At 42.9% G+C, this 26,661-nt stretch carries 35 protein-coding genes and 1 pseudogene; 34 read left to right on the top strand and 2 right to left on the bottom strand.

The genetic code is table 11. The features are described 5' to 3' along the window. Window positions 1-54 precede the first annotated feature (54 nt). The 31 genes and pseudogenes from MKY10_RS14895 to MKY10_RS14745 all read left to right on the top strand — a co-directional run bounded on the left by MKY10_RS14895 (window position 55) and on the right by MKY10_RS14745 (window position 23,914). Window positions 55-186, top strand: coding sequence for a hypothetical protein (locus MKY10_RS14895; protein ID WP_033884289.1), 132 nt, complete (start codon window positions 55-57; stop codon window positions 184-186). A gap of 15 nt (window positions 187-201) precedes the next feature. Continuing rightward, window positions 202-371, top strand: a pseudogene (locus tag MKY10_RS14890) (hypothetical protein). Window positions 372-407: 36 nt separating this feature from the next. Next, complete coding sequence (locus tag MKY10_RS14885) at window positions 408-869, top strand: sigma-70 family RNA polymerase sigma factor (protein WP_038428466.1); 462 nt, start codon at window positions 408-410, stop codon at window positions 867-869. A gap of 392 nt (window positions 870-1,261) precedes the next feature. Next, complete coding sequence (locus MKY10_RS14880; protein WP_267527898.1) at window positions 1,262-1,441, top strand: hypothetical protein; 180 nt, start codon at window positions 1,262-1,264, stop codon at window positions 1,439-1,441. Window positions 1,442-1,602: 161 nt separating this feature from the next. Continuing rightward, entirely contained in the window at window positions 1,603-2,316 is a 714-nt protein-coding gene (gene terS, locus MKY10_RS14875) for a phage terminase small subunit (RefSeq protein WP_339225953.1), read from the top strand. Then, window positions 2,306-3,514: a PBSX family phage terminase large subunit gene (locus tag MKY10_RS14870; protein ID WP_339225952.1), complete on the top strand. Its 1,209-nt coding sequence runs from the start codon at window positions 2,306-2,308 to the stop codon at window positions 3,512-3,514. The genes terS and MKY10_RS14870 overlap by 11 nt, the downstream gene beginning before the upstream one ends. A 4-nt stretch (window positions 3,515-3,518) precedes the next feature. Beyond that, on the top strand, window positions 3,519-4,907 hold the full coding sequence (locus MKY10_RS14865) for a phage portal protein (protein WP_198887137.1): 1,389 nt from the start codon (window positions 3,519-3,521) through the stop codon (window positions 4,905-4,907). Between the two features lie 75 nt (window positions 4,908-4,982). Further along, window positions 4,983-5,561, top strand: coding sequence for a DUF4355 domain-containing protein (locus MKY10_RS14860; RefSeq protein WP_041052529.1), 579 nt, complete (start codon window positions 4,983-4,985; stop codon window positions 5,559-5,561). An 11-nt stretch (window positions 5,562-5,572) separates the two neighbouring features. Further along, complete coding sequence (locus MKY10_RS14855) at window positions 5,573-6,514, top strand: phage major capsid protein (protein WP_017696635.1); 942 nt, start codon at window positions 5,573-5,575, stop codon at window positions 6,512-6,514. Next, window positions 6,514-6,672 (top strand): hypothetical protein, encoded by a 159-nt coding sequence (locus tag MKY10_RS14850; RefSeq protein ID WP_017696634.1) that lies wholly within the window; start codon window positions 6,514-6,516, stop codon window positions 6,670-6,672. The genes MKY10_RS14855 and MKY10_RS14850 overlap by 1 nt, the downstream gene beginning before the upstream one ends. An 11-nt stretch (window positions 6,673-6,683) precedes the next feature. Beyond that, window positions 6,684-7,562, top strand: coding sequence for a phage minor head protein (locus MKY10_RS14845; protein ID WP_251233331.1), 879 nt, complete (start codon window positions 6,684-6,686; stop codon window positions 7,560-7,562). Window positions 7,563-7,576: 14 nt separating this feature from the next. Further along, a complete protein-coding gene (locus MKY10_RS14840; protein ID WP_017696632.1) occupies window positions 7,577-7,912 on the top strand; it encodes a phage head-tail connector protein in 336 nt (111 codons plus the stop codon). Between the two features lie 4 nt (window positions 7,913-7,916). Continuing rightward, window positions 7,917-8,420: a hypothetical protein gene (locus MKY10_RS14835; protein ID WP_041345390.1), complete on the top strand. Its 504-nt coding sequence runs from the start codon at window positions 7,917-7,919 to the stop codon at window positions 8,418-8,420. Further along, on the top strand, window positions 8,420-8,809 hold the full coding sequence (locus MKY10_RS14830) for a hypothetical protein (protein ID WP_339225951.1): 390 nt from the start codon (window positions 8,420-8,422) through the stop codon (window positions 8,807-8,809). The genes MKY10_RS14835 and MKY10_RS14830 overlap by 1 nt, the downstream gene beginning before the upstream one ends. Continuing rightward, window positions 8,766-9,236: a hypothetical protein gene (locus MKY10_RS14825; RefSeq protein WP_339225950.1), complete on the top strand. Its 471-nt coding sequence runs from the start codon at window positions 8,766-8,768 to the stop codon at window positions 9,234-9,236. Before MKY10_RS14830 ends, MKY10_RS14825 begins: the two co-directional genes overlap by 44 nt. Window positions 9,237-9,241: 5 nt before the next feature. Then, a complete protein-coding gene (locus MKY10_RS14820) occupies window positions 9,242-10,273 on the top strand; it encodes a DUF3383 family protein (protein WP_339225949.1) in 1,032 nt (343 codons plus the stop codon). A gap of 14 nt (window positions 10,274-10,287) precedes the next feature. Beyond that, a complete protein-coding gene (locus MKY10_RS14815; protein WP_015715395.1) occupies window positions 10,288-10,683 on the top strand; it encodes a hypothetical protein in 396 nt (131 codons plus the stop codon). Window positions 10,684-10,780: 97 nt separating this feature from the next. Continuing rightward, window positions 10,781-11,077, top strand: a complete 297-nt coding sequence (locus tag MKY10_RS14810) for a hypothetical protein (RefSeq protein ID WP_017696627.1) — start codon at window positions 10,781-10,783, stop codon at window positions 11,075-11,077. A 158-nt stretch (window positions 11,078-11,235) separates the two neighbouring features. After that, window positions 11,236-15,927 carry a transglycosylase SLT domain-containing protein gene (locus MKY10_RS14805; RefSeq protein WP_339225948.1) on the top strand — a complete coding sequence of 1,564 codons (4,692 nt, stop codon included), beginning with the start codon at window positions 11,236-11,238 and terminating at the stop codon, window positions 15,925-15,927. Continuing rightward, entirely contained in the window at window positions 15,928-16,482 is a 555-nt protein-coding gene (locus MKY10_RS14800; RefSeq protein ID WP_339225947.1) for a LysM domain-containing protein, read from the top strand. A gap of 13 nt (window positions 16,483-16,495) precedes the next feature. Beyond that, window positions 16,496-16,852 (top strand): hypothetical protein, encoded by a 357-nt coding sequence (locus tag MKY10_RS14795; RefSeq protein WP_041052512.1) that lies wholly within the window; start codon window positions 16,496-16,498, stop codon window positions 16,850-16,852. Continuing rightward, entirely contained in the window at window positions 16,839-17,804 is a 966-nt protein-coding gene (locus tag MKY10_RS14790; protein WP_134983440.1) for a hypothetical protein, read from the top strand. The genes MKY10_RS14795 and MKY10_RS14790 overlap by 14 nt, the downstream gene beginning before the upstream one ends. Then, window positions 17,804-18,151, top strand: coding sequence for a Gp138 family membrane-puncturing spike protein (locus MKY10_RS14785; RefSeq protein ID WP_041339442.1), 348 nt, complete (start codon window positions 17,804-17,806; stop codon window positions 18,149-18,151). Before MKY10_RS14790 ends, MKY10_RS14785 begins: the two co-directional genes overlap by 1 nt. After that, window positions 18,148-18,504, top strand: a complete 357-nt coding sequence (locus MKY10_RS14780; protein ID WP_339225946.1) for a DUF2634 domain-containing protein — start codon at window positions 18,148-18,150, stop codon at window positions 18,502-18,504. The genes MKY10_RS14785 and MKY10_RS14780 overlap by 4 nt, the downstream gene beginning before the upstream one ends. Further along, the gene (locus MKY10_RS14775) at window positions 18,488-19,672 is read left to right on the top strand and encodes a baseplate J/gp47 family protein (protein WP_339225945.1); all 1,185 of its coding nucleotides are present in this window, start codon (window positions 18,488-18,490) and stop codon (window positions 19,670-19,672) included. Before MKY10_RS14780 ends, MKY10_RS14775 begins: the two co-directional genes overlap by 17 nt. Continuing rightward, window positions 19,669-20,298: a hypothetical protein gene (locus tag MKY10_RS14770; protein ID WP_199680908.1), complete on the top strand. Its 630-nt coding sequence runs from the start codon at window positions 19,669-19,671 to the stop codon at window positions 20,296-20,298. Before MKY10_RS14775 ends, MKY10_RS14770 begins: the two co-directional genes overlap by 4 nt. 12 nt (window positions 20,299-20,310) lie before the next feature. Then, the gene (locus tag MKY10_RS14765; protein ID WP_339180938.1) at window positions 20,311-21,921 is read left to right on the top strand and encodes a pyocin knob domain-containing protein; all 1,611 of its coding nucleotides are present in this window, start codon (window positions 20,311-20,313) and stop codon (window positions 21,919-21,921) included. A gap of 17 nt (window positions 21,922-21,938) precedes the next feature. Continuing rightward, a complete protein-coding gene (locus tag MKY10_RS14760) occupies window positions 21,939-22,400 on the top strand; it encodes an XkdW family protein (protein WP_095713556.1) in 462 nt (153 codons plus the stop codon). Beyond that, on the top strand, window positions 22,390-22,584 hold the full coding sequence (locus MKY10_RS14755) for an XkdX family protein (protein ID WP_041052497.1): 195 nt from the start codon (window positions 22,390-22,392) through the stop codon (window positions 22,582-22,584). The genes MKY10_RS14760 and MKY10_RS14755 overlap by 11 nt, the downstream gene beginning before the upstream one ends. Window positions 22,585-22,623: 39 nt before the next feature. Then, a complete protein-coding gene (locus MKY10_RS14750; RefSeq protein WP_041052495.1) occupies window positions 22,624-23,046 on the top strand; it encodes a holin family protein in 423 nt (140 codons plus the stop codon). 46 nt (window positions 23,047-23,092) lie between these two features. Continuing rightward, window positions 23,093-23,914 (top strand): N-acetylmuramoyl-L-alanine amidase, encoded by an 822-nt coding sequence (locus MKY10_RS14745; protein WP_339225944.1) that lies wholly within the window; start codon window positions 23,093-23,095, stop codon window positions 23,912-23,914. A gap of 28 nt (window positions 23,915-23,942) precedes the next feature. Here the strand turns inward: MKY10_RS14745 and MKY10_RS14740 are convergent, their stop codons facing one another. Next, window positions 23,943-24,425 (bottom strand): hypothetical protein, encoded by a 483-nt coding sequence (locus MKY10_RS14740; RefSeq protein WP_015715413.1) that lies wholly within the window; start codon window positions 24,423-24,425, stop codon window positions 23,943-23,945. A 164-nt stretch (window positions 24,426-24,589) separates the two neighbouring features. On the opposite strand from MKY10_RS14740, the gene MKY10_RS14735 reads away from it, so the two are divergent. The 3 genes from MKY10_RS14735 (at window position 24,590) to MKY10_RS14725 (ending at window position 26,083) form a co-directional block, all read left to right on the top strand. Further along, window positions 24,590-24,733 (top strand): hypothetical protein, encoded by a 144-nt coding sequence (locus MKY10_RS14735; protein WP_015715414.1) that lies wholly within the window; start codon window positions 24,590-24,592, stop codon window positions 24,731-24,733. A 247-nt stretch (window positions 24,734-24,980) separates the two neighbouring features. Further along, the gene (locus MKY10_RS14730; RefSeq protein WP_015382966.1) at window positions 24,981-25,211 is read left to right on the top strand and encodes a helix-turn-helix domain-containing protein; all 231 of its coding nucleotides are present in this window, start codon (window positions 24,981-24,983) and stop codon (window positions 25,209-25,211) included. Window positions 25,212-25,336: 125 nt separating this feature from the next. Further along, window positions 25,337-26,083, top strand: a complete 747-nt coding sequence (locus MKY10_RS14725; protein ID WP_159377032.1) for a DUF3800 domain-containing protein — start codon at window positions 25,337-25,339, stop codon at window positions 26,081-26,083. Window positions 26,084-26,255: 172 nt separating this feature from the next. Here the strand turns inward: MKY10_RS14725 and MKY10_RS14720 are convergent, their stop codons facing one another. Then, window positions 26,256-26,594 carry a YolD-like family protein gene (locus tag MKY10_RS14720; RefSeq protein ID WP_339225943.1) on the bottom strand — a complete coding sequence of 113 codons (339 nt, stop codon included), beginning with the start codon at window positions 26,592-26,594 and terminating at the stop codon, window positions 26,256-26,258. Window positions 26,595-26,661 lie beyond the last annotated feature (67 nt).

Genomic DNA, 26,661 nt, shown 5'->3' with positions numbered 1-26,661 from the left:
CGCAACTATCTGGATGTCTATCGCGATTACTAGCGGTGAAAGGAGTGATGAGATATGAAACAGTCCAAAAAGAAACCATCACAGAAGCAACAAGAGCGCTCAGATCGTTTCTGGCAATCAATGATGAACACAAACATGCAAACACTCAGACGCGGCAAAGGCGGCGCTTATAAACGCAGAAAGTAAAAGGGGAGTTTCAGGATGAAATACAGATTCGCTTATAAAAACGGAAAGCTTGTAAATATCTTTTGCGGAAAAGAAGAGCTCTATAACGAGTTGAAAGCCTTCTTGGTCAAAACCTACAGTATCAGCGTGAAAGAGGTATCAAGACCTCGATATATCGCAGAGCAAAAAGCAAACAACTGGAATGACACTTACTCTATTTAACTATCAGGAGGGAAAGCACTATGACAGATCAAATGATTGCATGGGAGATTGAGGAATGGATTCGTGATTATAAATTCATGCTACGGGAAATCAAAAGGCTCAATCGTGTTTTAAACAAAGTAGATTTTATTGGCGGAAAGCTCACTGCAACATACGGGGATGAAGCGGGCATGCCAAGGGGATCAGCTGGCGTCAGTCAGGCAGAATTGCGACAGATGGACCGAAGAGAAAGGCGGCTTCACAAATATGAATCTATTGTGCATTACCTGGACAACGCTATGGAACACATTGAAGAAGAAAAACACCGTATCGTTTATGATTGCATGATGGAAGGCATGAGCTACACTGCTATTGCAAACCACCTTGATTGCTCCCGGGATACTATCAGAAAGATCAAAACAGCCATAATCGGCAACATCGTCAATAAAGTCAAAGAAGCCAACTTTCTGCAATATTTGAACTCGTTTAAATCGGCGGTGTAAAATGGAAGGCAGGACGGGGAGGCGAAAACATTCCGCGTCACCACAATTTAATATATTTTCACTTGCTCTTGCGAGCTAAAATAAAAAAACCTCTCTCCTATCGGAGAAAGGCGTGAGCGATAGCGATGATAACTGACACCGCAAACTCTTTGGAAATTTTGAAGTGGATTTCCATATCCACACCCCCATCTAGGCGAGTTGGACCAGCATTTAGCTAGTCTGTGATTGACGCGTTCGGACTAATCCGTAAGGCGACTCTCACCCAGTTTAAAAGGCATAGATTTATTTTAATATAAAATTCGAATTATAACGTAGTAAATTCGTTCGACAAATTTCGCGAATAGTTCCATATACTTACTTTCTGCCGATAAATATAGGTGGGAGGTGAGATTGTGGCATTTCAACATACGCTTGAAGAAGCTCTTGAAAACAAAATTAGTGAAGAAGAGCTGAAAGACATATTTACGGAATTTTGTATTATCTTAACGGATGAAACATATTCCAATGCTGATATTGGTAAAAGGTTTCGGGAGGTCTTTGAAAAAAGAGTTTCTGAAAAATACTTAAAGTAATAAATTGCATCCTGCGGGGTGCTTTTTTTGTTCCCTGTAAACTGCTTCCGGTAAGCCTCAGGATAGACAATTGGCGGTTAACGGCTTGAGCACGGTGGTGGTTTAGAGGGAATATCTTTTCCAAAACAACACGAATCAGAAGGGGGCGGCGGTGAATGTAGATGGCCGAAAAGCACATTCAGGCGTATAAGGATTACGTCAAAGGCATGAAATACAAGGACCTTGCCGAAAAATACGGGGTGTCAGTGAACACCATTAAATCGTGGAAGCAGCGGCATGGTTGGGAAAGGAAAAAGGGTGCACCCATTGAAAAAAGTGTGCACACAAAAAAAGGCGGGCAACCGGGCAACAAAAATGCAGTCGGGAACAACGGCGGCGCACCACAGAGGAATCAGAATGCTGTCACTCACGGCTTTTTCTCTAAATTCCTGCCAGAAGAGACGCTTGAAATCATGGAAGAGATTCAGGAACGCTCGCCTGCTGATATGATATGGGATCAGATACAGATTCAATATGCAGCTATTATCAGGGCGCAGCGCATTATGCATGTGCAGGATAAAGACGATATGACTAAGGTTTTGAAAAAAGAGAAGCCGGGTGCATTTGGCGATGAGCAAGAATGGGAGTTTCAATTCGCTTGGGATCGTCATGCTACATTCCTGAACGCCCAATCTCGAGCAATGGGAGAGCTAAGGGGCTTGATCAAGCAGTTTGACCAGTTGGCTCACGAAGCAGACGAGCGGCGTCTTAAATTGGAACAAATGCGCTTGAATATCGAGAAGGCGAAGAAAGATATTGACGGAGATAACGGAAACTCTCAAGAAAATGAAGTTGCTGCCATGCTTCGGAAGATGGTGAAACCTCATGGAACTTAACTCTAAGCAACAAGAGGTATGGAATAGCTTTATTGAAGAACAGCCGAAAATCTTAATATGCAGCGGGGCGAAAAGGGCAGGAAAAACATTCGTGCTCCTTTTGACGTTCCTCGGGCATATCAGCAAATATCAAAACATGGGGCTTTCCTTTATCATTGGCGGGGCAACTCAGGCTTCTATAAAGCGGAATATCCTAAATGATTTAGAGCTCATCCTGGGGAAAGAATTGCGCCTTGATAAATCGAATGCCGTTGAGATATTCGGCAACCGTGTTTATTGTTTCGATGGCGCAAATGCAGACTCATGGAAAAAGGCACGGGGTTTCACATCAGCTGGCGCATTCTTAAACGAAGCGACGGCCCTGCATGATTCATTCGTGAAAGAAGTTATTTCTCGTTGCTCCTATAAAGGCGCAATGGTCATGATGGATACAAACCCAGAAAACCCGATGCACACCGTCAAAACTGATTATATTGACAAAGACGGGCAACGGCTGAAAAACGGCCGGCTGAATATCCGTTCTTTTCACTTCTCATTGTTTGATAACAACTTTCTTGATCCTGAGTATGTCGAAAGTATTGTTGCTTCAACACCAAGCGGCATGTTTACGGACCGAGATATTTACGGCTACTGGGTTGCTCCGGAAGGCGTAATATACAAGGATTTCAAAAAAGACATACACTATATCAGTTCTAAAGAATTGGAAAATAGAAAAGTCAACTTCACAAAATACTTTGCTGGCGTTGACTGGGGATATGAGCACCCGGGTTCTATTGTCGTAATTGGACAAGATGACCAAGGGTGTTTTTATTTGCTCGAAGAACATTGCAAACAGCACGAAGAGATTGACTACTGGGTGAAGGTAGCAAAGGACATCAAAGAGCGGTATGGCAACATTAATTTCTATTGTGATACAGCTCGGCCTGAACATATCGTGCGTTTTCGCAGAGAGAAGCTGCGTGCGTTAGATGCTGATAAAGCAGTTGTTTCAGGTATCGAAGAAGTGGCGCGGCTGTTCAAGCGGGATCTGATTTTTATTGTTGAAGATAAAGTTAGTCGCTTTAAAAAAGAGATATTTATGTATGTTTGGAATCCGAATACAGGCGAGCCGGTTAAAGAGTGGGACGATGTGCTCGACTCTATCCGTTATGCCATTTATACACACAACAAACCTATGAGACGCAAAGGAAAGAGGTGAGAACATGAACAAGTTCTTGAATTATCTTCGGAATAATGAGATAGACGGCACCATCATTGATCAGATCATAACCGAGCATAAGCCGATCAAAGAAAAAGCCATAGCTCAGTATGAACGATATATGGCTAGTATTGCCGGTGTGCCGATCTTACAGCGTGAGGCAGCTCAATTCGAGGATTTTGAAACAGGAAAGGTTCGGCGTATTGACCATCTAGTAAACAATCGCCTGAATAATGCTTTTGATGCTGAGATAGTGGATACAAAGGTCGGGTATATGTTCGGTCATCCAATCTCTTACGAGACGGAGAAGGACGAAGAAAATAAGAAAACAGCCTTAGCTGAGCAAATCAATAACTTTAATACCGTAAATAACATTGCTGATGCTGATAGCGAATGGGGAAAGAAAGCAGCTATTAGTGGATATGGTGCTAGACTTGTGTATATCGCTCCTGACGGCTTAGCAAGAGTTGCGAATGTAAACCCATGGGAAGTGGTCTTTATTGCCGAGAATGACATCACAGAGCCTTCTTTCGCACTGAGATATTATAAGGTATTTGATTGGGTCAATAATCAAAGCAAAGAGCGTGAAAAAGCCACTTTTTACGATGATAAGATGTCCTATTTTTTTGAAAAACAAAAAGACGGTTGGACTTTATTAGATAAGAAGCTCCATTTGTTTGATTATTGCCCTTTATTCGGGTTGCCTAACAATGATGAACAGATGGGCGACGCGGAAAAGGTAATTAAACTTATAGATGCATATGATCGAACTCTTTCTGATGCATCAAACGAAATTGAACAGCTGCGGCTGGCTTATTTGATTTTAAAGGGCGCTGGTATGGATGATGAAGAAATCCAAGAACTGAAAAAGACCGGTGTGCTTGAAATGTTTGGGAAAGATGATGATGCCAAATTCCTGACAAAAGACATTAACGACACCATGATAGAAAACCATCTGAACAGGCTTGAAGAGAACATTCTTCGTTTTGCAAAGTCGGTCAATTTCTCTGATGAATCATTCGGTGGGAATGTGACAGGAGTTGCGATGAAATACAAGCTTATGGCCCTTGAAAATAAATGTATCACGATGGAGAGGAAAATGACTGCTGCCCTCCGTTATCAGTACAAGTTGCTTTGCTCTGCATGGGCGAAAAAGAGCAGCGTGAAAGCTGATGATTATTTGAAGGTCTGGTTCTCATTTAAACGGAATCTGCCGTCAAATCTCTTGGAAGAAGCGCAGACATCTGCTCAATTAAAAGGCCAGGTAAGCGAAGAGACACGCCTTTCAACACTCTCTATTGTCGATGATGTGCAATACGAGATTGAGAGAATGAAAGCTGAACAAGATGCCTATGATCTCGAAGACAGTGAAAATGATGAAGATGAGAACTGACCTGCCGGAAGTCTTTAAAAGCCGGAAAACTTTGACTTGCAGGCTCGTACTGCATGGCATGGAGGTTGATCATAAGTGAATATTGAAGAAATCAAGAAGTTTCTTGCTGAAAATAAAGACAATGAAGAAGTAAAAGCATTTGTGGGAGAACTTTCGGCCGTATCAGCAGATAAGGTGGAAGGGTTCCTTGAAACTGAAGAGGGAAAACGATTCATTCAGCCACGCCTGGATTCCTACTTCACAAAAGGTCTTGCAACATGGAAGGCAAACAATTTGGATAGCATCGTTGAAGAGAAAATCCGTGAACGTAATCCGGATAAAACTCCGGCTGAATTAGAAATTGAGAAGCTCAAAAAACAAATAGAAGATGCAGAAAAAGCAAGAAATCGTGAAGCATTGGTCAATAAAGCCTTGAATGTAGCGGATGAAAAAAAGCTGCCTAAAGGAGTTATTGACTATTTTATTGGCGAAGACGAGGAAACAACACTTGCCAATCTTAGTAAGTTTGAAGAGACATTCAATGCAGCAGTTCAAAATGCTGTAGATATCAAATTCAAAGAGAGCGGCACTAACTTCGAAAAAGGTGATCCATCACCAGCTGGCGGGGCGGTTGATATTGGGGAACTCGCTAACCAAGCAAATATCAGAAAATAAGGAGGGCTATTATGCCAACATTTAATCCCAAAACAGTATTACTACAAGATGCAGTAACTGGGAAAATCCCAGAAGAACAAGCAGAAATTGTGTTAAAAGAATTTATGCAGACATCTGCAATCACACAGCTTGCTAAATATGAACCGATGACAAAACCGGTAAAGACGTTCACGTACTTAGCAGAAGGACCTGGCGCTTACTGGGTTGGTGAAGGTGAACGCATTCAAACAAGCAGCGCCAAATGGCTCACAGCAAAAATGACATCGAAGAAACTTGCGGTTATCATTCCAGTTTCAAAAGAATTCTTACGATACACAGTTGCTGACTTCTTTACTCAAATGCAATCAGCTATTAGAGAAGCCTTTGCAATCAAGTTTGACCAAGCCGCACTGTTTGGGGTGGGATCGCCTTTTGAGACAGGTGTATCAATCATGGAAAGAGTCAACAAGTCCGGCCAAAAGATCACATCTGGTACTGGCGCGGGTTCAGGGGCAACTGTTTATGACGATCTCGCTGCAGTAATGGCGCTTGTAGAAGATGCAGACAAAGATCCTGATGCATTTACAACTATTAGACGTTTCCGTCAAAAGTTACGCGCTGCAAAAGATAATAACGGGCTGCCACTATTTAACCAAGTGACAGCAGATGCAACACCTCAAGCTCTTGGATTGCCTATTGGGTTTGTTGACAGCAAATCATGGGATAAAACAAAAGCTGACCTTATTACAGGGGCTTGGGACTATGCGCGTTATGGTATTCTTCAGGACATTGAATATACCATTTCTCAGGATGCAACGTTGACAACAACTGTAGATGAAGCCGGCGAACCTCTAAACTTATTCGAGCGTGACATGTTCGCACTTCGAGCAACTATGGAAGTCGGATTCACTACTCTTGCAGAGGATGCCTTTGCAGCTTTAGTCCCTGCTGTTGATGGAGGTGCCACTGCCTAATGGTTAGGATCAAAAAAGGAAGAGACTCTTTGGAAGTGACTGAACGTGCTTTCGAGGTAGTTTATAAGGGGCTTGGCTATAAGCTGGACAAGGGCACAAGTAAAAAAGAAGCCGAGGACACACAAGAGTCTAACGCCAAAGAAACAGCCGAAGAGTAGGAGGGTAAGCGGTGGATAAAGAACAAACTGAAAAAGAGCTTTTGAAGCCGTTGAACCGTAAAACTAAGGAATTCTTACGGAAACTCAAGCGGCTTTTTCAGCGTGCTTCAAAAGATGTGCTGTCAAAGCTGACTACGTTATTCGTCAAGCTTGATCAAATCGAAGAACCGACACTTGCTGATGCTAATCGACACGGTGATCTAAACCGTATAAAGCGGGAAATCACCTCGTTGATTAGTGATCTTTCAGCGAAAGTCAAAGCTATGATTATAGAATTTCTCGAAGAAACTTACGAATCATCATACAGCTGGCTGATCTTTGGCGTTCTGGCTGCGTTAGGGATAAAACTTGCGCGGCCAAAAACAACACTGAATCAGATGAATTTGCCTGCTGAATGGGCTCCCGGAGACGTTCAGCGGGCTATTAAAAGTAAACAAATGGACAAAGCCATTGAAACTGATCGCAAAAAGACAATACAGCAGATTAACAAGACAATCGAACGCGGTTTTATTGAGCGGAAACGCTTTGCTCAGGTTGCGAAGGAGCTGCAGACTGATGTCGGCCTGAGTTACAACCGATCAAAGCGCATAGCCAATACAGAAATGCATCGCACAAGGGAAAAAGCAACGCTTGACGCTGCTAAAAAAGCTCAGTCGCGGGGCATCAACATGAAAAAGACCTGGCACAACGTTGGGGATGAAAGAGTTCGTGAGACAAAACATGCGGATCATGTTCATTTAGAAGGTCAGGAACGCATGGTCAATCAGTTGTTTGATCTTGGCATCAATAAAAATGGTGTTCATGTAACAGCAGAAGCCCCGGGGCAAAGCGGTGATCCATCAAATGATATTAATTGCCGATGTTTTGCGACATATGAACCGGTTCTTTGAAAGGAATGAGAAAAATGGACTTGGCAGAATTAAAAGTCAGGTTAGGGATTCCAGCTGAAGACACATCGCAGGATGCCAAACTGCAAATTGATCTGGAAGATGGTATTTCATATGCGATGGCATACTGCAACAATCTCTTTGTTGGTCCAGATAATACTGTGTCTCTTCCTCCAGCCGTAAAAAAGGGGATTGCCCTATTAATTAAGATTGACAGAGAAAGCCCGTCCGGTGTTCTATCTGAATCAATTGGGGGCATGAGTAGATCCTATGCGGCTGATGAAGAAAGGCTCAATCCTGTTCATGAGTTATTCCGGCCCTACAGAAAAATACGCTTTAGGGCACTGAGGTGATCAAATGGCACGTAGAAACATTCGGGTGCGAGATAGCAACCGTATTCCGGAGGTCATAAGAAACCTCGGTTCTGTCGGTAAGGTGAAAGTAGGAATCCTGGACAGTGAGCGGCAAATGATCGCGGCTGTTCACGAATTCGGCTGCCGTATTGCTGTAACTGATCGAATGAGGAACTACCTTGCTGCAAAAGGGCTGTACCTCAAGAAAGAAACTCAATATATCAACATTCCAGAGCGTTCATTTATCCGTGCTGGATGGGACGAGAATGAGGAAGAGATCGTTCAAAAGGTAGAAGATCTGGTCAATAGAGCGTTAGAACATGGTGATTCGATGAATGACATCATGGAAACAGTCGGCCTGCTTGCGAAAGGGCGGCTTCAAGTGTATGCCCGAGACTTGCGGAACCCGGCAAACCATCCATTTACAACCGAGGAAAAAGGCTCTTCAAACCCATTGGTTGATACGGGGGAAATGATTGGCTCTATGGATTATGAGGTTGAAAGCTGATGGGGAATCATTTCATATTTTCTGATCTGATTAAGCGGTACAGCGTTGATTTTACATTGCTTATTCCATCTGAAGGGGGTTCATATGATGATCTCGGCGAATGGGTGCCACCGAAACCGACGAAGTCAGATGAAAGGGGGGCAATAGTACCTTTACAGTCACAACTGGTCTATCAATCTGGCGGCCGGCTTACATCTATGGACAGGCAACTATTTATCAAGAACGAAATTCCTCTAAAAGCTCAGGTGATTTTTGATGGCGCCACCTTTGATGTTGAAGCGATGACGCCTTTTGGGACGTATGCCGATTTCAACAGCTATATCTTAAAGGCGGTGATCAATTCAGATGGACTACAACAGCATAATACAAACAGTCTTGGGACTGATTAAAGAGAAAACAGGCCATGTCGTTATTGTTGCAAATGGTACAGGGAAACAACCTGTCTATCCTTTTTGCACGTATACCGTGACATCCCCGTATTTGCCCCAACATAGAGGCATTGAAGAACAGGGAGTGTTAACGGAAGACATCGAGCTTGTTTTCTCTTTTACATGGGTTTCAAACAGCCATATTGAGGCCATTTCCCTTGCTCAACAAACAGCGGCGTACTTCAAAACAGCTGAAGCGCGTCAAAAGCTTCATGATAATGGGCTGGCGTGGGTCAGGAACGACGGTTTCGGTAATCGAGATACATTTATCACAATCGACACAGAACGCCGTCACGGCTTCGATACGCGCTTTAGAACACGTGTGTCTCATGGTGAAGCGAACGCAGAGGTTTTCGACTCTGTGCGAATTGAAAATACAGGAGGGTAAATCATATGCCACTTAGTGACGTTACAGTCAAAATTGACTTAGTGAAACCGTCCAGTCTTAAAGGATTGGGAACACCTCTGATTCTTGCGAAGGTAGACGACCACAACACATATAAAGAATATGGCTCATTAGAAGCTATTAAGGCAGACTATCCGGAAACGACAGCAGCATATAAAAAGGCTGCGGCTATCTTTGCACAGGGTGACAATGCACCGTCAAAGGTTGCCATCGGTACGTATGGAGGCAGCACAGAAACGCCGGAGGAAGGAGCGACTACAACAGCGACATTCTCCATTCGGAATGCGTTTGACGAGTATTTCGACAAGGACTGGCACTTCTTGATCCTTGCTGATGCGACAGCGGACGAAAGAATGGAAGCGGCAAAAGCGATGGAAGAGAAGTCATATAAATTTGTAGTCTTACAGGTAACTGACCGAGAAGAAGTTGCTTCTTACAAAGGTAAGGACCGCACAATCGTTTTCTATCACCCGTTAAATGACGAGCATCCAGACGCTGGCCTTGTTGGTTCGGTTGCTTCTCATACAGTGGGTTCAGTAACTTGGAAGTTTAAAAATATCGTAGGTATCACGCCTCAAGATATTAAGGCAGACGAGCTGAAGAAACTGCACACAGAAGGGGCTATTGCTTATGTAACCAAAGCGGGCCACAACGAGACATCCGAGGGCATTACTGCATCCGGAGAATATATCGACGTGCTGCACGGCAAAGACTGGGTGAAATTGAATATTGAAACCTCTATTCAATCAGCATTCTCAAACAACGGTAAAATCCCGTTCTCGAATACTGGTTTTTCATTGCTGAGTGTACAGGTCACAAACGTTCTGCAAACAGCCTTTGCAAATGGCATCGTTGCCGAAGATGCAGACGGGCAGCCAGTGTATTCAATCAGCACTAAAACCCGTGATCAAATCACAGATGAAAACAGAAAAAATCGTGTATATGACGGCCTGTCATTTACTTTTGAGCTGGCTGGCGCGGTTCATTCTGCTGAAATCACTGGTGAAATCTCAATTTAAGGAGGATCTAAACAATGGCAGCATATGTTTATGATGCAAATGAAGTAAACACGAACATTGACGGGAAAATCGTAACCGGTTATTCCGAGGGTACAATGGTTTCGTGTTCCAAAGATGAAGAAAAGTTCTCGACGAAAGTCAGCGCCAAGGGTGATGTCAGTGTAGCAACGAAAAACAATCCACTTGGAACAATCACACTGACACTTTCCATGGGATCGCCATTTGTACCATACCTGAACAAACTGGCTAATACAGCCCAAACATTCCCTATCTGGGTTACAGGCGGACAGGAAAAAATCGGTGGCACAGAAGCGATGGTCAAAAAGCCTGCTGATGCTGAATTCAGTGACGAGATTGGAGATCGTGAGTTCGAGATTCAAGTCTTTGACTATACAGTATTGGAACAGTAATTAAGCTATGGCAAAAAAGAAGAAATCAAACGCAAAGAAGCAGTCCAATAGGGCTGCTTTTCAATATATGCAAACCAAACAAGCGGAGGGAAAACCTATGTCAAAATTCGGTAAACAAAAGAAAGTAACTATCCAAGGAACTGAGTACACTCTTCAACACCCGGGAACACGTCGTTCAATTGAATTTAACGATGAAGCTATCAATATCAATACAGGGATGTTTTCGTCTGCCAAACTGTATGAACTGTACATGAAAGAAGTGGTTGTTGAACCGAAAGTAAGCTATGACTATTTTGATAAAAAACCTGGTTTCCTTGAGCTGATGAAAGAGGTTCAAACCTTTCTTAGCGCCGAAACCGAAGCCGAAACAGTTCTACAAAAAGAAGGCGAGTGACAACTGGCCTATGTATCGGCTCGTGATGTCTGAGAAGTTTTCCTTCTCAGAGGTCGCGGCGATGGATCTCGACACGCTGCTGGAAGCAAACGCAGCCCTCGACATCCATATTGAGCAAGAAAACAAGAGGAACAAGAAGAAATGAGGGGGTATGAACGTTGTCAGACGCATTGAGAAGTACGTATATTGACGTTGAATTGAACGTTGATACCTCCCCTCTTGAAAGAGCAAATCAGCAAATAGATAGACTCGTTGATCATGTAGGCGATGCTGGCGGCAGTTTTTCACAGATGCGTACACGGATGGCTCAGGTTCAAAGGCAACAGCGGAATTTTAGGGACATCCATATGAGTATGATCTTGGACAACTCATCTTTGCAAACTGCCAGCCAAACAATTGAACGGCTAGGGCCTCAAATCGACTTAGTTACATCCCGTTTGAGCCAGCTGAATACCCAGGTACAAGAGACAAGCAGACTTATTCAAAGCCTTCCGTCTGAGGTCAATATCAATGTTGATCAGACGTCGATAGTAAACGCCAATGAATCAATTGATCAACTCAGGCAGAATTTGAATAACGTCGATATGAGCCGTATCGGTACACCCGCAGCAAACGTTACGCAGCAGAACACGCAAAGCGTTCAGAATAACGTGGCGGCAGTAGCTGTTCCGGCCCCGGACTACCGGGGAATTCGGCAGTATAACCGTGAAATGAACTTTTTACGCGGTTCAACTCAAGGGCTGGAAGAAGACACAATCCGTATGCTGAATGAAATGCGGCAAGCATGGTATAACGAACACCATAATATGTCGGGTTTCCGGAATGAAATGATCCGGGCTCAGTATGGTTTCTTTCAGTTAGGGAACCAGATGGACAGCTGGTCTGGCACCAATCAGCAATTTATGGATGAAGTGTACAGGCTGGGACGTGCTCACAAGCAAGTCACAGACAACATGATGAAAAACAACAAAATGATGCGCATGAGCATGCTGCAGACCGTCGGAACACTAATGGCCCGGTCTACTCAATCTGAGAAGATCGCGGCCAATTATGACCGAATGGGAAACCCGTTATATCAAGTCAATAAAGCGGGGCTTGCCGTATCGAATACGCTTGAGAACATGGCAAAGCAGGGTACTGCTGCGCATTTGGCTCTGAAAATGCTCGGACCTACTGCCAACATGAAAGAGCTTAACGATATGACAATGATGATCACTCAGGGTTATATGCGTTTTCAAATGGTGGCACTGGGCGCGGCTTTTACAAACTTTTTCATGTTCCAAGGGCTTCATAAAGCGGCAACACAAACGGTTCCTGGTTATTCAAAAGCATGGGAAGAGATGTGCAGTACACTACTGAAAGCCATTCAGCCAGCAATCGAAGTGTTTGCGGCGTTTGCGATGGCGATATACAAGGGTATTACGGCCGTTGCGAAGCTGATCATTCAGTTTAACGAAGCGCACCCTGTACTCTCGAAAATGATCCAAGGATTTATGCTTCTCATCCCTGTTTTAACCCTACTTTTATCGCCACTAGCGATAGGGGTAGGGTTAGTTAATGGGTTCCTTGGAGCTCTCAGCAGTTTGTGGATGTTCATCGGTCCTGTTGTAACCGGTTTGGCAGCTATGTCGGGCACGGTGTATGTCGTAGCTGGGGCAATCGTTCTCCTTGTAACCGGCATTTATTTGCTGTACAAGAATTTCGATAAGCTTCAGGAGAGGTTCAAGCCAGCGACAGACGCGATGAAACGCTTTGCTAACATGGGGAAATCGGCGGTTGTCGGTGCGTTCCATACGATGATCAAAGAAGCGGAGGGTCTGAAGCCTGCATTCATGAAAGGATTCAAGGACGCACAAAACGTGGCGATCACAGCCATTCATAAAATGCAAGCTGAATCCTTGAAATTATGGGATCGTCTCGGTGAATCACATCCTCAGTTAGTGGCTGGAATTGAGTCGGCCTATAAAACGGCTGTGAAAACCGTGTCAGGCTTCATTCATAATGCCGGAAAGACAGTCTCGGACTTCTTCGGTAAAGGAATGTCAGACGGTCTAAACGGCATCGTAAAAGGATTCATGGAGCAGTTGAAAGTCGGTCTATCCAGCTTTAAAGGGATGGTTTCTCTTGTTGCTCCGTTTGTCGCGGCGATCGGACTTGCATTCCTCGGAGTGTCAGGGCCAATCGGTGTGGCTGTCGGTGCTATTTTGAGTGTTGCCGGCGCCTTGTATCGCATGCAACAAACAAACCAAAACGTAAGCCAGGCCTTAAAGACAGCATGGACTTCGGTACAATCTGTTCTAACGACTGTTTTTCAGGCATTGCAGCCAATCATAAACACGCTGCAACAGTCTTTCGGGCAATTGGTCACGCAATTGACACCACAGTTTCAGCAGCTGGCCGGACAACTTCAGCAGGCTTTCGTTCAAATAGGCGGCACGCTCGTTTTATTTGCTGCAGCTATCTCGCAAACGTTCCAGACAATCGGTCCGCAAATCATGCCACTGATTCAGCAATTGCTGTCAGCTTGGATGCAGTTGTCGGGTACTTTATGGACGAGTGTCTTGCAAATAGCAAGCAGCATTCTGCCGTTACTTGTTCAAGGCTTCCAGACGATTTTCCCGGTTATTCTGAGCGTAATTAATGCGGTGCTGCCGATCATTATTCAATTGATAGGCAGTTTCTCAGGAATCCTTGTTTCCATTGTGCAGAATGCCTTACCGATTTTGGTTCAAATGATTCAGCTTGCGTTCCCGTTGATCCTGAGCATTGTACAACAAGCTCTTCCGATTGTTTTGCAATTGATTCAGCTTTTAGGTTCATCCATCGGACAAATAGCGGTTCAAGTGCTACCGTTAATTTTATCAGCGGTGCAGCAAGTGTTCCCGATTATTAAACAAGTCATCATGGCTGTTCTTCCAATTGTGGCTCAATTGCTTACTGTAGCGGCAACAATCATTTTCCAGTTGGCGCAAGCAGCACTTCCTATTTTGATTCAAGTTGTGCAGCAGGTATTCCCGCAGATCATGCAAATCATACAAGCGGTACTTCCGATTGTTGTTTCTCTTTTGCAATTTCTGGCGAATATCATTACAACTGTGGTCATTCCGGCGATCCGTTTCATCCTAAATATCGTGACTGCTGTGTTCCCGGTTGTGCTCTCAATAATTCAAGTTGCACTTAAAAATATCATTGCGATAATACAGGGTGCAATCGGCATTATTATGGGAATAGTGAAGGTTTTCAAAGGCTTATTCACTGGGAATTTCCGCATGATGTGGGACGGAGTGAAGCAAATTTTTTCTAGTGCTGTCGGCATGGTGAAAAAGCTTGTAAGTAATATGGGTTCAGCAATCACTGATAGATGGCTTTATATAAAAAATAAAGTCGCGTTATTGGCGCTTGATTTACGTCAAAAAGTTATGGATCGTTTCAATGATTTAGTCGAAGGGGCCAAGAAACTTCCGGGTAAAATCGGTGATGGAATTAAGAACATGGCTCATAAGGCTGTGTCTGGTGTGACTAGCTTAGCGAACAAACTTGCCGGAGCACTCGGAAAAGGCGTAAATGGTGTAATCGGCGGAGTGAACTGGGTCCTTGATAAGATCGGTTTGAAAGATAAGCATATCCCTAAATGGGAAGTACCTAAATATGCGCACGGAACCGGCGGACATCCGGGAGGCCCAGCGATACTGGGAGACGGTAAAGGGGCAAACGCTGGACCTGAAATGTATCGGACACCTTCAGGACACGTAGGGCTTAGCCCTGCAACAGATACACTGATGAACCTTCCGAAAGGCACTGAGGTGTTATCCGCAAAACAGACAAGGGCTGCTTTATCGGCTCTCCCTGCATATGGTAGTGGCAATGTTGGTGGAGGTATCTCAGGTGCTTTGGGTTGGGTCAAAGACAAGGCTACATCAGCAATAGATGGAGCAAAACATGTGGTGAAAAAAGCCAAAGACATAGCCCTTGATGTATTTGATTATGTCGGCCATCCATCCAAACTGTTAACGAAGGTCTTGGAAAATATGGGTGTTAAAGCTCCTTCTATGTCCGGATCGTTCGGCGATCTTGCAAAAGGAGCTTTTAATTTTGTTAAAGATAAAGCCGTTGGTTTTGTTAAAGGCAAAATGTCCAGTTACGCTGAAAGCTTTTCAGGTGGCGGCTCAAAAGCCGTCAAAAAGTGGGTAGCTCAAGCGCTATCAATCAAGGGCCTTGGCTCTGAATATGCTGGCGCACTTGAAACCATTGCCATGAAAGAATCAGGCGGAAATCCTAATGTTGTGAACAGATGGGATTCAAACTGGAAAGCCGGGCACCCGTCTCAAGGGCTTATGCAGTTCATTCCAAGCACATTCAACGCTCACAAGGAACCTGGGCACGGAAATATTAAAAATCCAGTTGACCAGATCCTTGCTGCTATCAACTATTTGAACAGCAGATACGGCGGTATTTTAAAACACCCTGGGCTCGTTTCTATGGCTCATGGTGGGCCGTATAGAGGTTATGCGACAGGTGGAGTCATTAACAGCCCACAAGTCGCTGCGCTTGGTGAAAACGGCTTTAGGGAGTATGTCATCACAACTGAGCCACGATACAGAAACCAATCACTCGGAATGTATGCTGCACTCGGTCGGGAGCTTGGCGCGGATACTGGTTACACACCAGAAAAGGCTGCTACAAGCTCAAACAGTTCATCTGTCAATATCACTTTTAACCCGTCGATCAACGTAAAAGTTGAGGGCGGCAGTGAAGGGGCAGAAACAAAGGTGAAAAAGGCTGTAACTGAAACATTTGACGAAGTTTTCGACATGCTGAAGTCGCTTTATCCACCAGAGGGGGCTTATTAATTGGCGAAGCTCGGAAAGATTAATCTCGTAAACGAAAAGGAATCTGATGGCGCGGATGTGGAGGTCACTTCATATCCCGTTGAAAAAGGGGTTCCGATCACGGACCATGTACAAAGAAAGCCAGAGACGACAACAGTCTCTGGCTATTTATTAGGCAAAACAGCAAATAGTGATTATGAATATCTGAAAAAGCAGGCTTATGCCGGCACTCTTTTGACTTATACCGGGCGTAAGATTGCTAAAAATGTGATCATCACAAAGATAGATCGCGACACAGGCGATTACACAAACGGTTTTGCTATTTCAATTGAGTTGCAAGAAATCCGTATTGCAAAAAGCCCGTGGGTCAAAAAGAAAGTGAAAACAGCCGGGAAAAAGAAGAAAGCCAGCAAGAAGAAAACAAAAAAATCCAGCAAGCTATACCACAAGGTCAAGAAGGGCGACACTTACTGGGGCTGCGCTCGTAAATACGGCACCACAGTAAATGCTTTGCGTCGGTTGAATCCCTGGCCGGACCGAAGAATTCCGATAGGGGTCAAAATGAGGATCAGATGAAGGAGGGAAAGGCATGGCATCAAGAGATTACATTCCTTTTGACAAAGAGGACATACCACAGCAGTTTGAATTTGATTTAGCAGATGACACGTTCATTTTGCGTATCAATTACAACCAAACAGACGATAGTTTTTCACTTGATTTATATGATCAAGATATGGAAGCAATCGTGCTGGGCGAAAAATTGATTTTGAACGTCCCTTTGTGGGAAGACATTGTAAACGAGAAACTGCCTGCGCCTTCCCTTATCCCTATGGATGAATCGAATACAGAAACACGGGTTACATACGAGAATTTTATGCAAACCGTGTTTCTTTATATTGATGATGTCTCGGACGATGCGGAGGGAGAAGACGATGGCGACGAATAAAATGCTGTTTGGGCGCGTCGTTAAGATCACGATAGATAACGGCAGTTCACAAACCACTTTCGATTATAAGGACTTAGAGATTCATTTTGAGGTCCCGTTTGATGATGACTTTAAACCGAATGAAACAAAGGTTGAAATATACAACCTGAGCAAAGATTCAATCAGCAAAATTAAAAAAGGCAGCACTATCACTGTTCAAGCTGGTTATAAAGACGATTACGGTGTTTTAACTATCGGTAAAGTTACCAAGGTGCTGAATAATTGGGACGGTTTGAATAAGGTAACGGCCATCTATTCAAAAGATGGCGATGATTACACCCATATGAAAGTGACCACTGAAAACGCTGATCCTGCTGAAAAATATTACGTGAAAAAGCGGTACAAGCTCGCAAAGCCTGTGGTGACTTATAAAAAAGACAAGAACGGCCGGACATATAAAACGGTCCGAAATTATGGCACTCGAACAGAGGTCAGATACCGTAAGAGATACATGAAAATCACGTTCAAGGCTGGCACAACCTCAAGGCAAATTGTCGATAAGCTTCTGCGTGTGCTCGGTATTAAAGTGAAAAATATCATTCTGCCAAAAAATAAAGTTTATAAAAAAGGCTATCGTGTCACCGGATTGATTGAAAACAATCTTGAAGAGGTCATTCATGATGCTGGGGCAGTCATGTATTATCGGCGCGGCCGTCCTGTTATTCGGCCACTCAGTCAAGGGGATGACGAACGTTTCAAGCTCGAAGAGGCAACAGGACTTGTGGAAACGCCTGAACAATTTGAGGAAGATGATCTCAAAGGGTATAAGGTGAAGTGCCTATTGCAGCATCGTATCGCAGTTGCTTCAATCATAGAAATAAACAGCAAGACAGCGAAAGGAAAATATCGTGTGAAAGATGGCTCTCATTCCTTTGACGGTAAAGACTTTTTCACAGAATGTAGGGTGATTTAATGAGTAAAGCGACAAAGTTCTTTGACGGATTCGAACAGCGGATAAAACAATCAATCCATACAACGGCGCCAGCACGGGTTGTAAATTACAATGCTGAGAAACACACTGCCGATCTGAAATTGCTGTTTCAAACCAATGATGGTGAGTATCTACATGAATACCCTTTAATCGAGCATGCGCCTGTTTTGAAACACGTCGAAGCTGATATTAAAGTAGGGTCCTGCGTGTTTGTTTCGTTTGCTGAACGTTCACTGGATAACCTGGACGGCAATAAAACCTTTGATCCGGATTCGAGGCGCACACACAGTATAAACGATCCAGTTGTCATAGGAGTGTGGGAAGGATGAAAACTCTCAAGCTTAAAGACGGGGATCTTTGTTTTGAAAATGGTGAGTTACAAATGGTTGAGGGTGATGCTGAGCTGGCTCAATCAGTAGAAATGATCCTTAGAACAAGTTTAGGAGAGTTTGAGCTCGATGAACATGTCGGCCTTGATCGCAGCAACATTTTAAGAAAGCAGTTTGATCAAGAAGAGGCGCAATATGACATCATCAATGCGATTTCTCAAGAAGAGCGAATTGCCAGTGTTGAGTCAGTGAGCTTTTCGATTAATAAAGAATCACGCAATCTCTCAGTACATGTAAAAATGACAAAAGAAGATGAAGAAACAATTGAAATAGGGGGTGTTGATCTTGCTTGATGAAACGGGCTTTCAACGGCAAACCTATTCCGAACTTGTAGATAGTATGGAGGACCGGGCGCGGGAACAATTCGGGGAGGATGTAAACACATCCAGTAAAACACCGTTAGGAATTATTATTCGTATTTTTGCTTGGTTTCTGGCCGGCTTGTGGGACATTGCAGAAAGAGTTTATAACAGCGGCTTTGTCAGTAAGTCTGAGGGCGTGCAGCTTGATCGTCTTGGCAGCAACTCGGGAATCACCCGTGAACCAGCTGCAGAGTCAGTTGTGACTCTGTCCTTTACCGGAGAACCCGGTATCGTAATTGAAGAACAAACTCAGTTTACTACGGAATCAGGCATCTATTTTGAATTGATTGAAGATGTTGTAATTGAGGCTAATGGGACAGGCTCAGGGACGGCTGTCTCGCTTTCTAAGGGCGTTATAAACAATGTTGCGGCAAATACCATTACCGTGCAGGCAGAGCCTTCAGAGGGCGTGTATTCAGTTACAAATCCGGAACCATCGGCAGGTGGTGTCGACGAGGAAACAGATTCGGAATTCCGGGCACGAATAAAGAAATCAGTTGAGGGCAGTTCAGCCTCTACAAACGGAGGTATTATTTCAGCCCTGCTAAACGTGTCAGGCGTCAGATCGGCGAATATAGTTGCTAACAATACCATGCAGACCGATGCGGACGGCAACCCACCAAAAAGCATTCACGCTTATGTACTGGGCGGTACAAAAGATGATGTTGCGCAAGCACTGTTTGACAGTGTTGCTGCAGGAATTGAAACGGTCGGGGAGCAAGTTGTTACGATAACAGACGCCAGCGGGCTTGATCATGCCGTCAAATTTGATTTTGCAAGGGAAATCAAAATATATCTGCAGTTGGATTTAAAAACAAATGCTTCTTTCCCTATTGATGGAGTTAGCCAGATCAAAAACAACCTCGTTTATAAAATCGGGGGAATTGATGCGAACGGCTCTTACTATACCGGCTCACAAATGGGCGATGATGTTATATTGTCTCAGTTATTCAACGCGGTATATCAAGTAGATGGTGTCTCCGATGTAACGATCAAGATAGGGAAAGATGCGACAAGCCTTTCACAGTCAAACATTGAGATTGAACCTAAAGAGGTTGCTCAGGTACATTTTGATGAAATAGTGGTGAATCTCATATGATTAAAGACTTAATAGGAAAGCTGACCGATGCCTTTTTGAAAGACGAAAAGAGCAATATCGGTAAGCTTTTTTTAATTGTCGATGAACAGCTGACAGCACTTAAAAGCGCACTGACTACAGCTGAGAACTGGCGGGATATTGACGCAGCAAAAGGAAAGGCTCTGGATCTACTTGGTGACAACGTATCGCAGGATCGAGGCCGTGCCACCGATGAAATTTATCGTGTGCTTATTCGTGGCAAGGTTGCCAGAAATGTTTCTGATGGTACCACAAACCGGATCATCGAAGCTTTAGCAAAAACACTGAACTGTAAGCCAAGTGAAATACACATTGTCAGCAGTAAGGAAAACAACGAAGACGAACCAGCCTCCATCATTGTAAAAAAGGCACCTATTGAAGCTTTGAGCAAAGTCGGAATGAGCGCAACACAGTTTTCAAATATCGTTCAAAAAACAGTAGCTGCGGGCGTGAGAGTGGCTTATGTAGATTTAAACGGCACTTTTCGCTTTTCGTCATCTGCTAACTCTATAGAAACGAGTCAATATGGATTTTCAACAGACGGGACAGACGGGGGAACACTCGGCGGAATCTTTCAGCCTGAAGATGATTACCCTTTACCGATTTAAGGAGTGATTTTTATGCCTTTTACAAAAGAATTGCCTGAATGGGGGAACGCCGGGCAGAGGCCCCCGCAGTCCTCCATTGATGAAGGATACAAACCGATGGATCATCCCCCTGCGGATTGGTTCAATTGGTATCAATATACGGCCTATCATGCACTAAAGGAATTGCAAGAGATCGGAGCAACGCAGGATGATGTTTCCACTGCTTTAAAAACAGCAAAAGCATATACAGATGAATTTGCTGCGCGTAGGGATAACCCTAACCAAGTCACAAAGGGGCAAGTTGGTTTAGGGAACGTAGACAACGTGCAGCAAGCAACTAAAGCAGAATTCAACGCACACAATACAGATTCTACGCGGCATATTACGTCCACAGAGCGTTCAAACTGGAATGCAAAGGAAACGACTACAGGAGCGCAAAACAAGGCCGATACAGCCGAAAAAAACGCAAAAACATATACTGATCAGCACATTAATGATAAAAGTAACCCTCACGGAGTAACAAAAGATCAAGTCGGGCTCAGTAATGTTACCAATGACAAACAGGCAACCAAAACGGAGTTTGATGCACATAACTATAACCAGATTCGACATATTTCTGATGCAGAGCGGACCAAGTGGAATGCGGCTCAGTTATCAAAATTAACACAAGACAATGGTTTGATGAAATACTTGTCAGGCGTAGATTTCAATACTGTTATTGAAACAGGGTTTTATTATATGACTTCAGTTTCAACTGCACTGAATGCCCCTGTGAATAGCAATGGTTATTTATTGGTTTACAACTACGGCACATATCCATATCAGGAGTTCACAGCATATACCAGTGCAACAACCTCTATACCTGATAATCGGCGGAAATTCATAAGAAATAAGGTGAGTGGATCAGAAAACTGGACACCTTGGATGGAGATTGAATATTCCGCAGGAGCCCAAGCAAAGGTCAATACTCATGAAAATAAAACAGACATTCATGTAACGAAAGAAGATAAGAACAAGTGGAATAATGGACAACTCTATCCACTGACAACCCAAACCGGTCAGCGAATAAAAATAACTAAAGGACAAAACCTTTTTGATTATCCGACTGGCTTTTATTTTGGGGCAGGTGTTGTGAATCATCCAGGGGATGATGATGCTGCCTGGTACTATTATGATATTACAGATGTTCCGGCTGACCTTGCCCCACCTCAAGGGTTAAAGAAAATTGTAGCAACAAGATCCTATGATAACCGTACATGGATTGGAACAAAGCATAAAGAAGGAGAATTCACGGGGTGGAGAGAGGTTGTTACAGATTTAGATTTTATAGAGACGCCGTGGGTAAATGTTCCATACAAAAACGGGGCAACTTCAGGTGATAGACCTTTACAATACCGTAAAGTTGGAAACACGTTGCATCTTAATGGTCACGTTCTTACTGATAGAGAGGTAGTTTTTGCGAGTATCCCGTCTTCAAGCGCCCCGAAAAAAGGGATTGTCAAAATGGTTGCAACCAGCGGCACGACCGGTTATAGCAAGATTATTATATATGCATCTGGTGATATGAAACTAACAGGTATAATGGCAACTACTGAGTCAAAGGTAAATGGATATTATATAGATTTAGTTGTACCTCTAACCTAAAGAAAGGAGGGAGAGGCATGAAATTAATATACCCATATGATGAGGATAAAATCTATTTAGGAAGGCCGGTTGAGTTACACCTTGATAGGGAGACAGGAAGGTATATTATCCCTGCGAATGCTACTGATATTCCTCCAGAAATAAACGGGGAGGGTATGTGGAGACCTTTATTTGATGAAAAAAAACAAGCATGGGTTGAAACTGCTGATGAAGAGTATAAAGAGGAACTAAAACAAGGTAGTATTCCTGAATCCAATCCTATTACTGATCAGCTTGCAACCCTCGGGCAGCAGCTGGCGGACGAAAAGCTCGCAAGAAAACAAGCTGAGCAGGCTCAGAATGCTTTAGGTGTACAGTTGACAGCGGAAGTGCTGGCAAGGAAAGAAGCAGAGGCCTTGAATCAATCTCTTGGTGAACAAATGGCAGTTTTAAAATTAGACGTACTGAGTTTAAAGGGAGGAATGACAAGTGAATCTTAATTTCTGGGTATTTGCGTTGTTCTACAAATGGGCTACAACATCTATGGTAAAGCAGGCTATGGCATTTAACGATTGTTCCGTTGAGGACATGAAAGAAGGTGTTCAAGCAAAATACATTACACATGACCAATACCACGAGGTAACAGGTCAGACATATGAGGAAACGACAGAAGCCAGTCAATAAGGGCTTTTTTATTTTGCCTCTAAGGAGGTGATCAAAGAAATGGAGGAAACGACTGTGTTTATTAATTTTGAAACATTAGATTTAGCGAGGGTTTACCTGTTTGGAGGTGTGAAATACCTAGATTTACTACTAGTTCTCAGCATTATCGACGTTATAACAGGTGTAATCAAGGCATGGAAATTCAAAAAGCTACGAAGCCGGAGCGCTTGGTTCGGGTATGTCCGGAAAATGCTCAGTTTTCTAGTGGTCATTGTGGCAAATATAGTAGATACAATTCTTAACCTGAACGGTGTTCTCACATTTGGAACCGTTCTTTTTTATATCGCAAATGAAGGACTGTCGATTACAGAGAACCTAGCACAGATCGGCGTTAAGATTCCGGCCACCATTACGGAGCGGCTGCATGTGATCGAAAACGACAACGAACAAACAAAAGAAAAAGACGAACAGGCTGCTGGATAATCCAGTAGCTCTTTTTATTTGAAAAATAGAATAGGAGAGATCATTTATGACAATCGCAGTGAAAAAGAACCTTGTTTCAACATCAAAATACGGCTTGAAATGCCCTAATTATATGGACGCTGAATATATCACCATCCACAACACTTACAATGATGCATCAGCTGCGAACGAAGTCAGCTACATGATTGGAAACACCAGTTCAACAAGCTTTCACTTTGCCGTTGATGACAAAGAGGTAAGGCAGGGCATCCCAACAGATCGCAATGCATGGCACACAGGAGACGGTACAAACGGCACCGGGAACCGGAAGTCTATCGGCGTTGAAATCTGCTACAGCAAGTCAGGAGGGCCTAAATACAGGGCTGCTGAAAAGTTGGCTATCAAGTTTGTTGCTCAGCTGCTTAAAGAACGCGGATGGGGTATTGATCGAGTGCGGAAGCACCAAGATTGGAGCGGAAAGTATTGCCCTCACCGTATTTTAGACGAGGGACGCTGGAATGAGGTTAAAGCGGCTATTGATGCTGAATTAAAAGCACTTGGCGGCAAATCATCCAGCAAGAAAACAACTTCGTCCAAGGCAGTGAAAAAACCAAGCTCAAGCAAAAAGAAATCATCTTTCAATCTGCCTTCTGGCATTTTCAAAGTGAAGAGCCCATTGATGCACAGTGATGCTGTTGAACAGATTCAAACAGCGCTGGCGGCATTGCATTTCTATCCGGATAAGAAAGCCAAAAACTTTGGGATTGATAGCTATTACGGACCAAAAACAGCCGATGCCGTCAGACGGTTCCAGCTGATGAATGGACTAAATCCTGATGGCATTTATGGACCGAAAACGAAAGCGAAAATCGAAGCGAAATTAAAATAAAAAAAGAAGAGCCCTGGAATTAGGGCTCTTACAAACTTAATTCTTTTTGATTTATATAATTTAGACATACATTATAACAGTCTTCAATGTGAGATTTTCCAAGGCTTTTCATTGCGAAAAAACTAATTGATCCAGATGCGACTTGACCTACAACAGGGATAAACTTGGCTGTGCTTTTAGTTGCAATTTTTTTCAACCCAATCTTTTTGAGTAAGGTTGTAATTGTTTTTTTAGAAATCATTTTCCCAATCATTTCACTGCCAATGGATGTTGCTAAAACGAGTATCATTTTTTTAGACTCGACATCTAATTGTTCAATCTGTTCTTCACTTAAACCAAATTTTCTATTAATTTTCGGAATTAACTCCATCATAATAGCGACGTCAGTTCCTACGTCAACACCTGGTACCGGTATTGCTCCAGCGAGACCAGAAGCGGTTGCTCGTTTGTTAACCATTTTTAGGCAATCTTTTTTTATTTTGTCCAATTCTGCTTTGGATGATGGTATCAATTTACTTCCTCCTAATTACTTGCTCATGTCCTGTTATTGTTACTATCGGTTAAACACTTCAAATTATTAGCATTTTTTGATCAAGAGAGTATGTTTTTTTGTTATATCTATTGACTATTGTAAATAGATATTGTATAATTAAGGTATAGAAAGGAGGTGCTGAAGTGGACGAGGTAAGAAACTGGATTCTTGCTATCGCTGGTATCGTGACCATCATTAAACACATCTACGACATATGGCAAAAGGAAAGCGAAAAGCATAGCAAGAAAAAGAAAAAGCGCTCCCGCCGGACAAGCAAGAAGCGCTGATACTAGTGAGACAAGGGGAGAAATCCCCTTGCTCATACATTATATCACGTCCACGATAGTATGAAAAAATATTTTAAGCAGTACAGCACAGCAGATTTTGCCGTTTTGCTCATTTTGGTTGCTGGGATCGTTGCAATTGACCTGACCGATGAGGGTATGTCTGGAAAGATTGCGCATACTGTATTGATGATAGCCGTTGTTATTACCTTGTTAAAAGGATTCATTATGATGTGGAGAGAAAGCCGACATGAAAGAAAGCGAAAAAATTAAGTTTATCCAGGAAGAAGTTTTAACAGCAGCGGAAGCGGGGGAGTTGCTTGGAATCACTCGGCAGCGTTTAAGTACCCTTGTGACTTCTGGGAAGCTCAAGCCGGTTAAAAAGGTTGGGACAGTCGCATTGTTTTTGCTTGGACATGTACAAGCCCTAAAAAAAGAATTAGAAGCCGGCCGGAAGAAGTACCGGCCGTATGATGAATAACCCTTCTTTTTTGTTGAAGGGTTATTTTTTGCATATTAATCAGAATACGAAAATTCAAACAATGGTGTATAATGAAATGTATAGAAAAATTCGGTAGCAGATTAAAATATTCGGGGGTTAAGGCGTTGTCTCAATATAAAGTTGAAATAAATCGATTAAAAACATTGGGGGTGCTGGATGCACCCGAGAACACTGAATGGATTGCATATATAGATGAGTCAGGGTGTGCTGGAATAAATTTTGAAAAAGGCTCAAGCAAGTATCTTGCCTATGGCATTGTTTTAATAAAAAAGAGTTATAAAGCACAAGCCAGAAGAATAATTAATAATGCAAGAACTCAATTCAATCTGCCATTTAAGAAAATAAAAGAGTTGAAATTCCAAAAATGTCGTCCAAATCAAAGAAAGTTTATTCTGAATGAACTGGTTAACGATCCCAATATTAAGATAGGGTATTTACTATATAGAAAACACGTAATATTGGATCACACACAGCTATATAAAGATATGGACGCTCGATATAATTTCCCTTTAAAACTTATATTACAAGCGATAAACAGGGAACTAGGTAATAAGAGGAACTTGGAAATTGTAATTGATGGGAGAGATATTGTAAGAAATAAAGCGGTTGAGGAGTATATGAAATCGAGGCGTTTTACAGCGGAAGATAGCATGTATTTTACTGCCTTAACTTTTGGGGACTCGACTGCAGAAAGAATGTTACAGTTGGCAGATTTCGTTGCTGGCGCAACTTATCAAAAATACGAAAATAAAAAAAGTGAATACTGGGATATAATATCCAATTCATGTTTCATGAAGCATAACTTTCCATTTGGAAAACAAAAAAAATCAGCTGTACGCAAAATTAATTAATACATTGACAAAAATATATACATAATGTATAGTGGGTTTAGGTCAGCTGGATCACCACTCGGTATCTAAGATGCCCCGCCATTAACGGCAGAGTGCCCAGGGCCTTAACCTTTGAATTTACAACCCCTTAACTTAAAGTTAAGGGGTTTTTGTTTGTTAAGATTGTCTAAACTCAATCAGATACAGTTTTTACATCTATGAGTGTGTAAAATACAATAAACCATGTATCACCTTTTAAATCCTTCACATGTAGCCTCTGTTTTACTTCATCTATGTAATGAACATGTCCTGTTACTTCTTCAATAAGACCGTCTCTGTATACACTGATGACCAGAACCGAGTTGAATTCCATTGCTTCGCAAATAGTGCGTGCCATTTCCTCCAGCTGGTATTCATCGAGAATGGGTTTTTCGACCTTCTGGACTTCTCTCTTTCTGTTTAAAAGGGCAGCCCTTTGCTCAGGCAATATAAATTTTTGTTCCCATCTCTTGTCGTAAATTCCTTGACTCATTCCGATCATCTCCTTGAACAAATTATACAAGAACAAATGTTCGAAAATCAACCGGAAAAGTATAGGA

Origin of the sequence: Bacillus sp. FSL P4-0290, from assembly GCF_037975435.1 — a bacterium.
Lineage (GTDB): Bacteria > Bacillota > Bacilli > Bacillales > Bacillaceae > Bacillus > Bacillus subtilis.
This window is presented reverse-complemented; position numbering and strand designations above follow the sequence as displayed.

Coding starts and splice junctions, on each gene's coding strand:
- MKY10_RS14895 (WP_033884289.1), top strand. CDS start 55: ATGAAACAGTCCAAAAAGAAACCATCACAGAAGCAACAAGAGCGCTCA.
- MKY10_RS14885 (WP_038428466.1), top strand. CDS start 408: ATGACAGATCAAATGATTGCATGGGAGATTGAGGAATGGATTCGTGAT.
- terS (WP_339225953.1), top strand. CDS start 1,603: ATGGCCGAAAAGCACATTCAGGCGTATAAGGATTACGTCAAAGGCATG.
- MKY10_RS14870 (WP_339225952.1), top strand. CDS start 2,306: ATGGAACTTAACTCTAAGCAACAAGAGGTATGGAATAGCTTTATTGAA.
- MKY10_RS14865 (WP_198887137.1), top strand. CDS start 3,519: ATGAACAAGTTCTTGAATTATCTTCGGAATAATGAGATAGACGGCACC.
- MKY10_RS14855 (WP_017696635.1), top strand. CDS start 5,573: ATGCCAACATTTAATCCCAAAACAGTATTACTACAAGATGCAGTAACT.
- MKY10_RS14850 (WP_017696634.1), top strand. CDS start 6,514: ATGGTTAGGATCAAAAAAGGAAGAGACTCTTTGGAAGTGACTGAACGT.
- MKY10_RS14840 (WP_017696632.1), top strand. CDS start 7,577: ATGGACTTGGCAGAATTAAAAGTCAGGTTAGGGATTCCAGCTGAAGAC.
- MKY10_RS14835 (WP_041345390.1), top strand. CDS start 7,917: ATGGCACGTAGAAACATTCGGGTGCGAGATAGCAACCGTATTCCGGAG.
- MKY10_RS14830 (WP_339225951.1), top strand. CDS start 8,420: ATGGGGAATCATTTCATATTTTCTGATCTGATTAAGCGGTACAGCGTT.
- MKY10_RS14825 (WP_339225950.1), top strand. CDS start 8,766: ATGGACTACAACAGCATAATACAAACAGTCTTGGGACTGATTAAAGAG.
- MKY10_RS14820 (WP_339225949.1), top strand. CDS start 9,242: ATGCCACTTAGTGACGTTACAGTCAAAATTGACTTAGTGAAACCGTCC.
- MKY10_RS14815 (WP_015715395.1), top strand. CDS start 10,288: ATGGCAGCATATGTTTATGATGCAAATGAAGTAAACACGAACATTGAC.
- MKY10_RS14810 (WP_017696627.1), top strand. CDS start 10,781: ATGTCAAAATTCGGTAAACAAAAGAAAGTAACTATCCAAGGAACTGAG.
- MKY10_RS14795 (WP_041052512.1), top strand. CDS start 16,496: ATGGCATCAAGAGATTACATTCCTTTTGACAAAGAGGACATACCACAG.
- MKY10_RS14790 (WP_134983440.1), top strand. CDS start 16,839: ATGGCGACGAATAAAATGCTGTTTGGGCGCGTCGTTAAGATCACGATA.
- MKY10_RS14785 (WP_041339442.1), top strand. CDS start 17,804: ATGAGTAAAGCGACAAAGTTCTTTGACGGATTCGAACAGCGGATAAAA.
- MKY10_RS14780 (WP_339225946.1), top strand. CDS start 18,148: ATGAAAACTCTCAAGCTTAAAGACGGGGATCTTTGTTTTGAAAATGGT.
- MKY10_RS14770 (WP_199680908.1), top strand. CDS start 19,669: ATGATTAAAGACTTAATAGGAAAGCTGACCGATGCCTTTTTGAAAGAC.
- MKY10_RS14765 (WP_339180938.1), top strand. CDS start 20,311: ATGCCTTTTACAAAAGAATTGCCTGAATGGGGGAACGCCGGGCAGAGG.
- MKY10_RS14760 (WP_095713556.1), top strand. CDS start 21,939: ATGAAATTAATATACCCATATGATGAGGATAAAATCTATTTAGGAAGG.
- MKY10_RS14750 (WP_041052495.1), top strand. CDS start 22,624: ATGGAGGAAACGACTGTGTTTATTAATTTTGAAACATTAGATTTAGCG.
- MKY10_RS14745 (WP_339225944.1), top strand. CDS start 23,093: ATGACAATCGCAGTGAAAAAGAACCTTGTTTCAACATCAAAATACGGC.
- MKY10_RS14730 (WP_015382966.1), top strand. CDS start 24,981: ATGAAAGAAAGCGAAAAAATTAAGTTTATCCAGGAAGAAGTTTTAACA.
- MKY10_RS14720 (WP_339225943.1), bottom strand. CDS start 26,594: ATGAGTCAAGGAATTTACGACAAGAGATGGGAACAAAAATTTATATTG.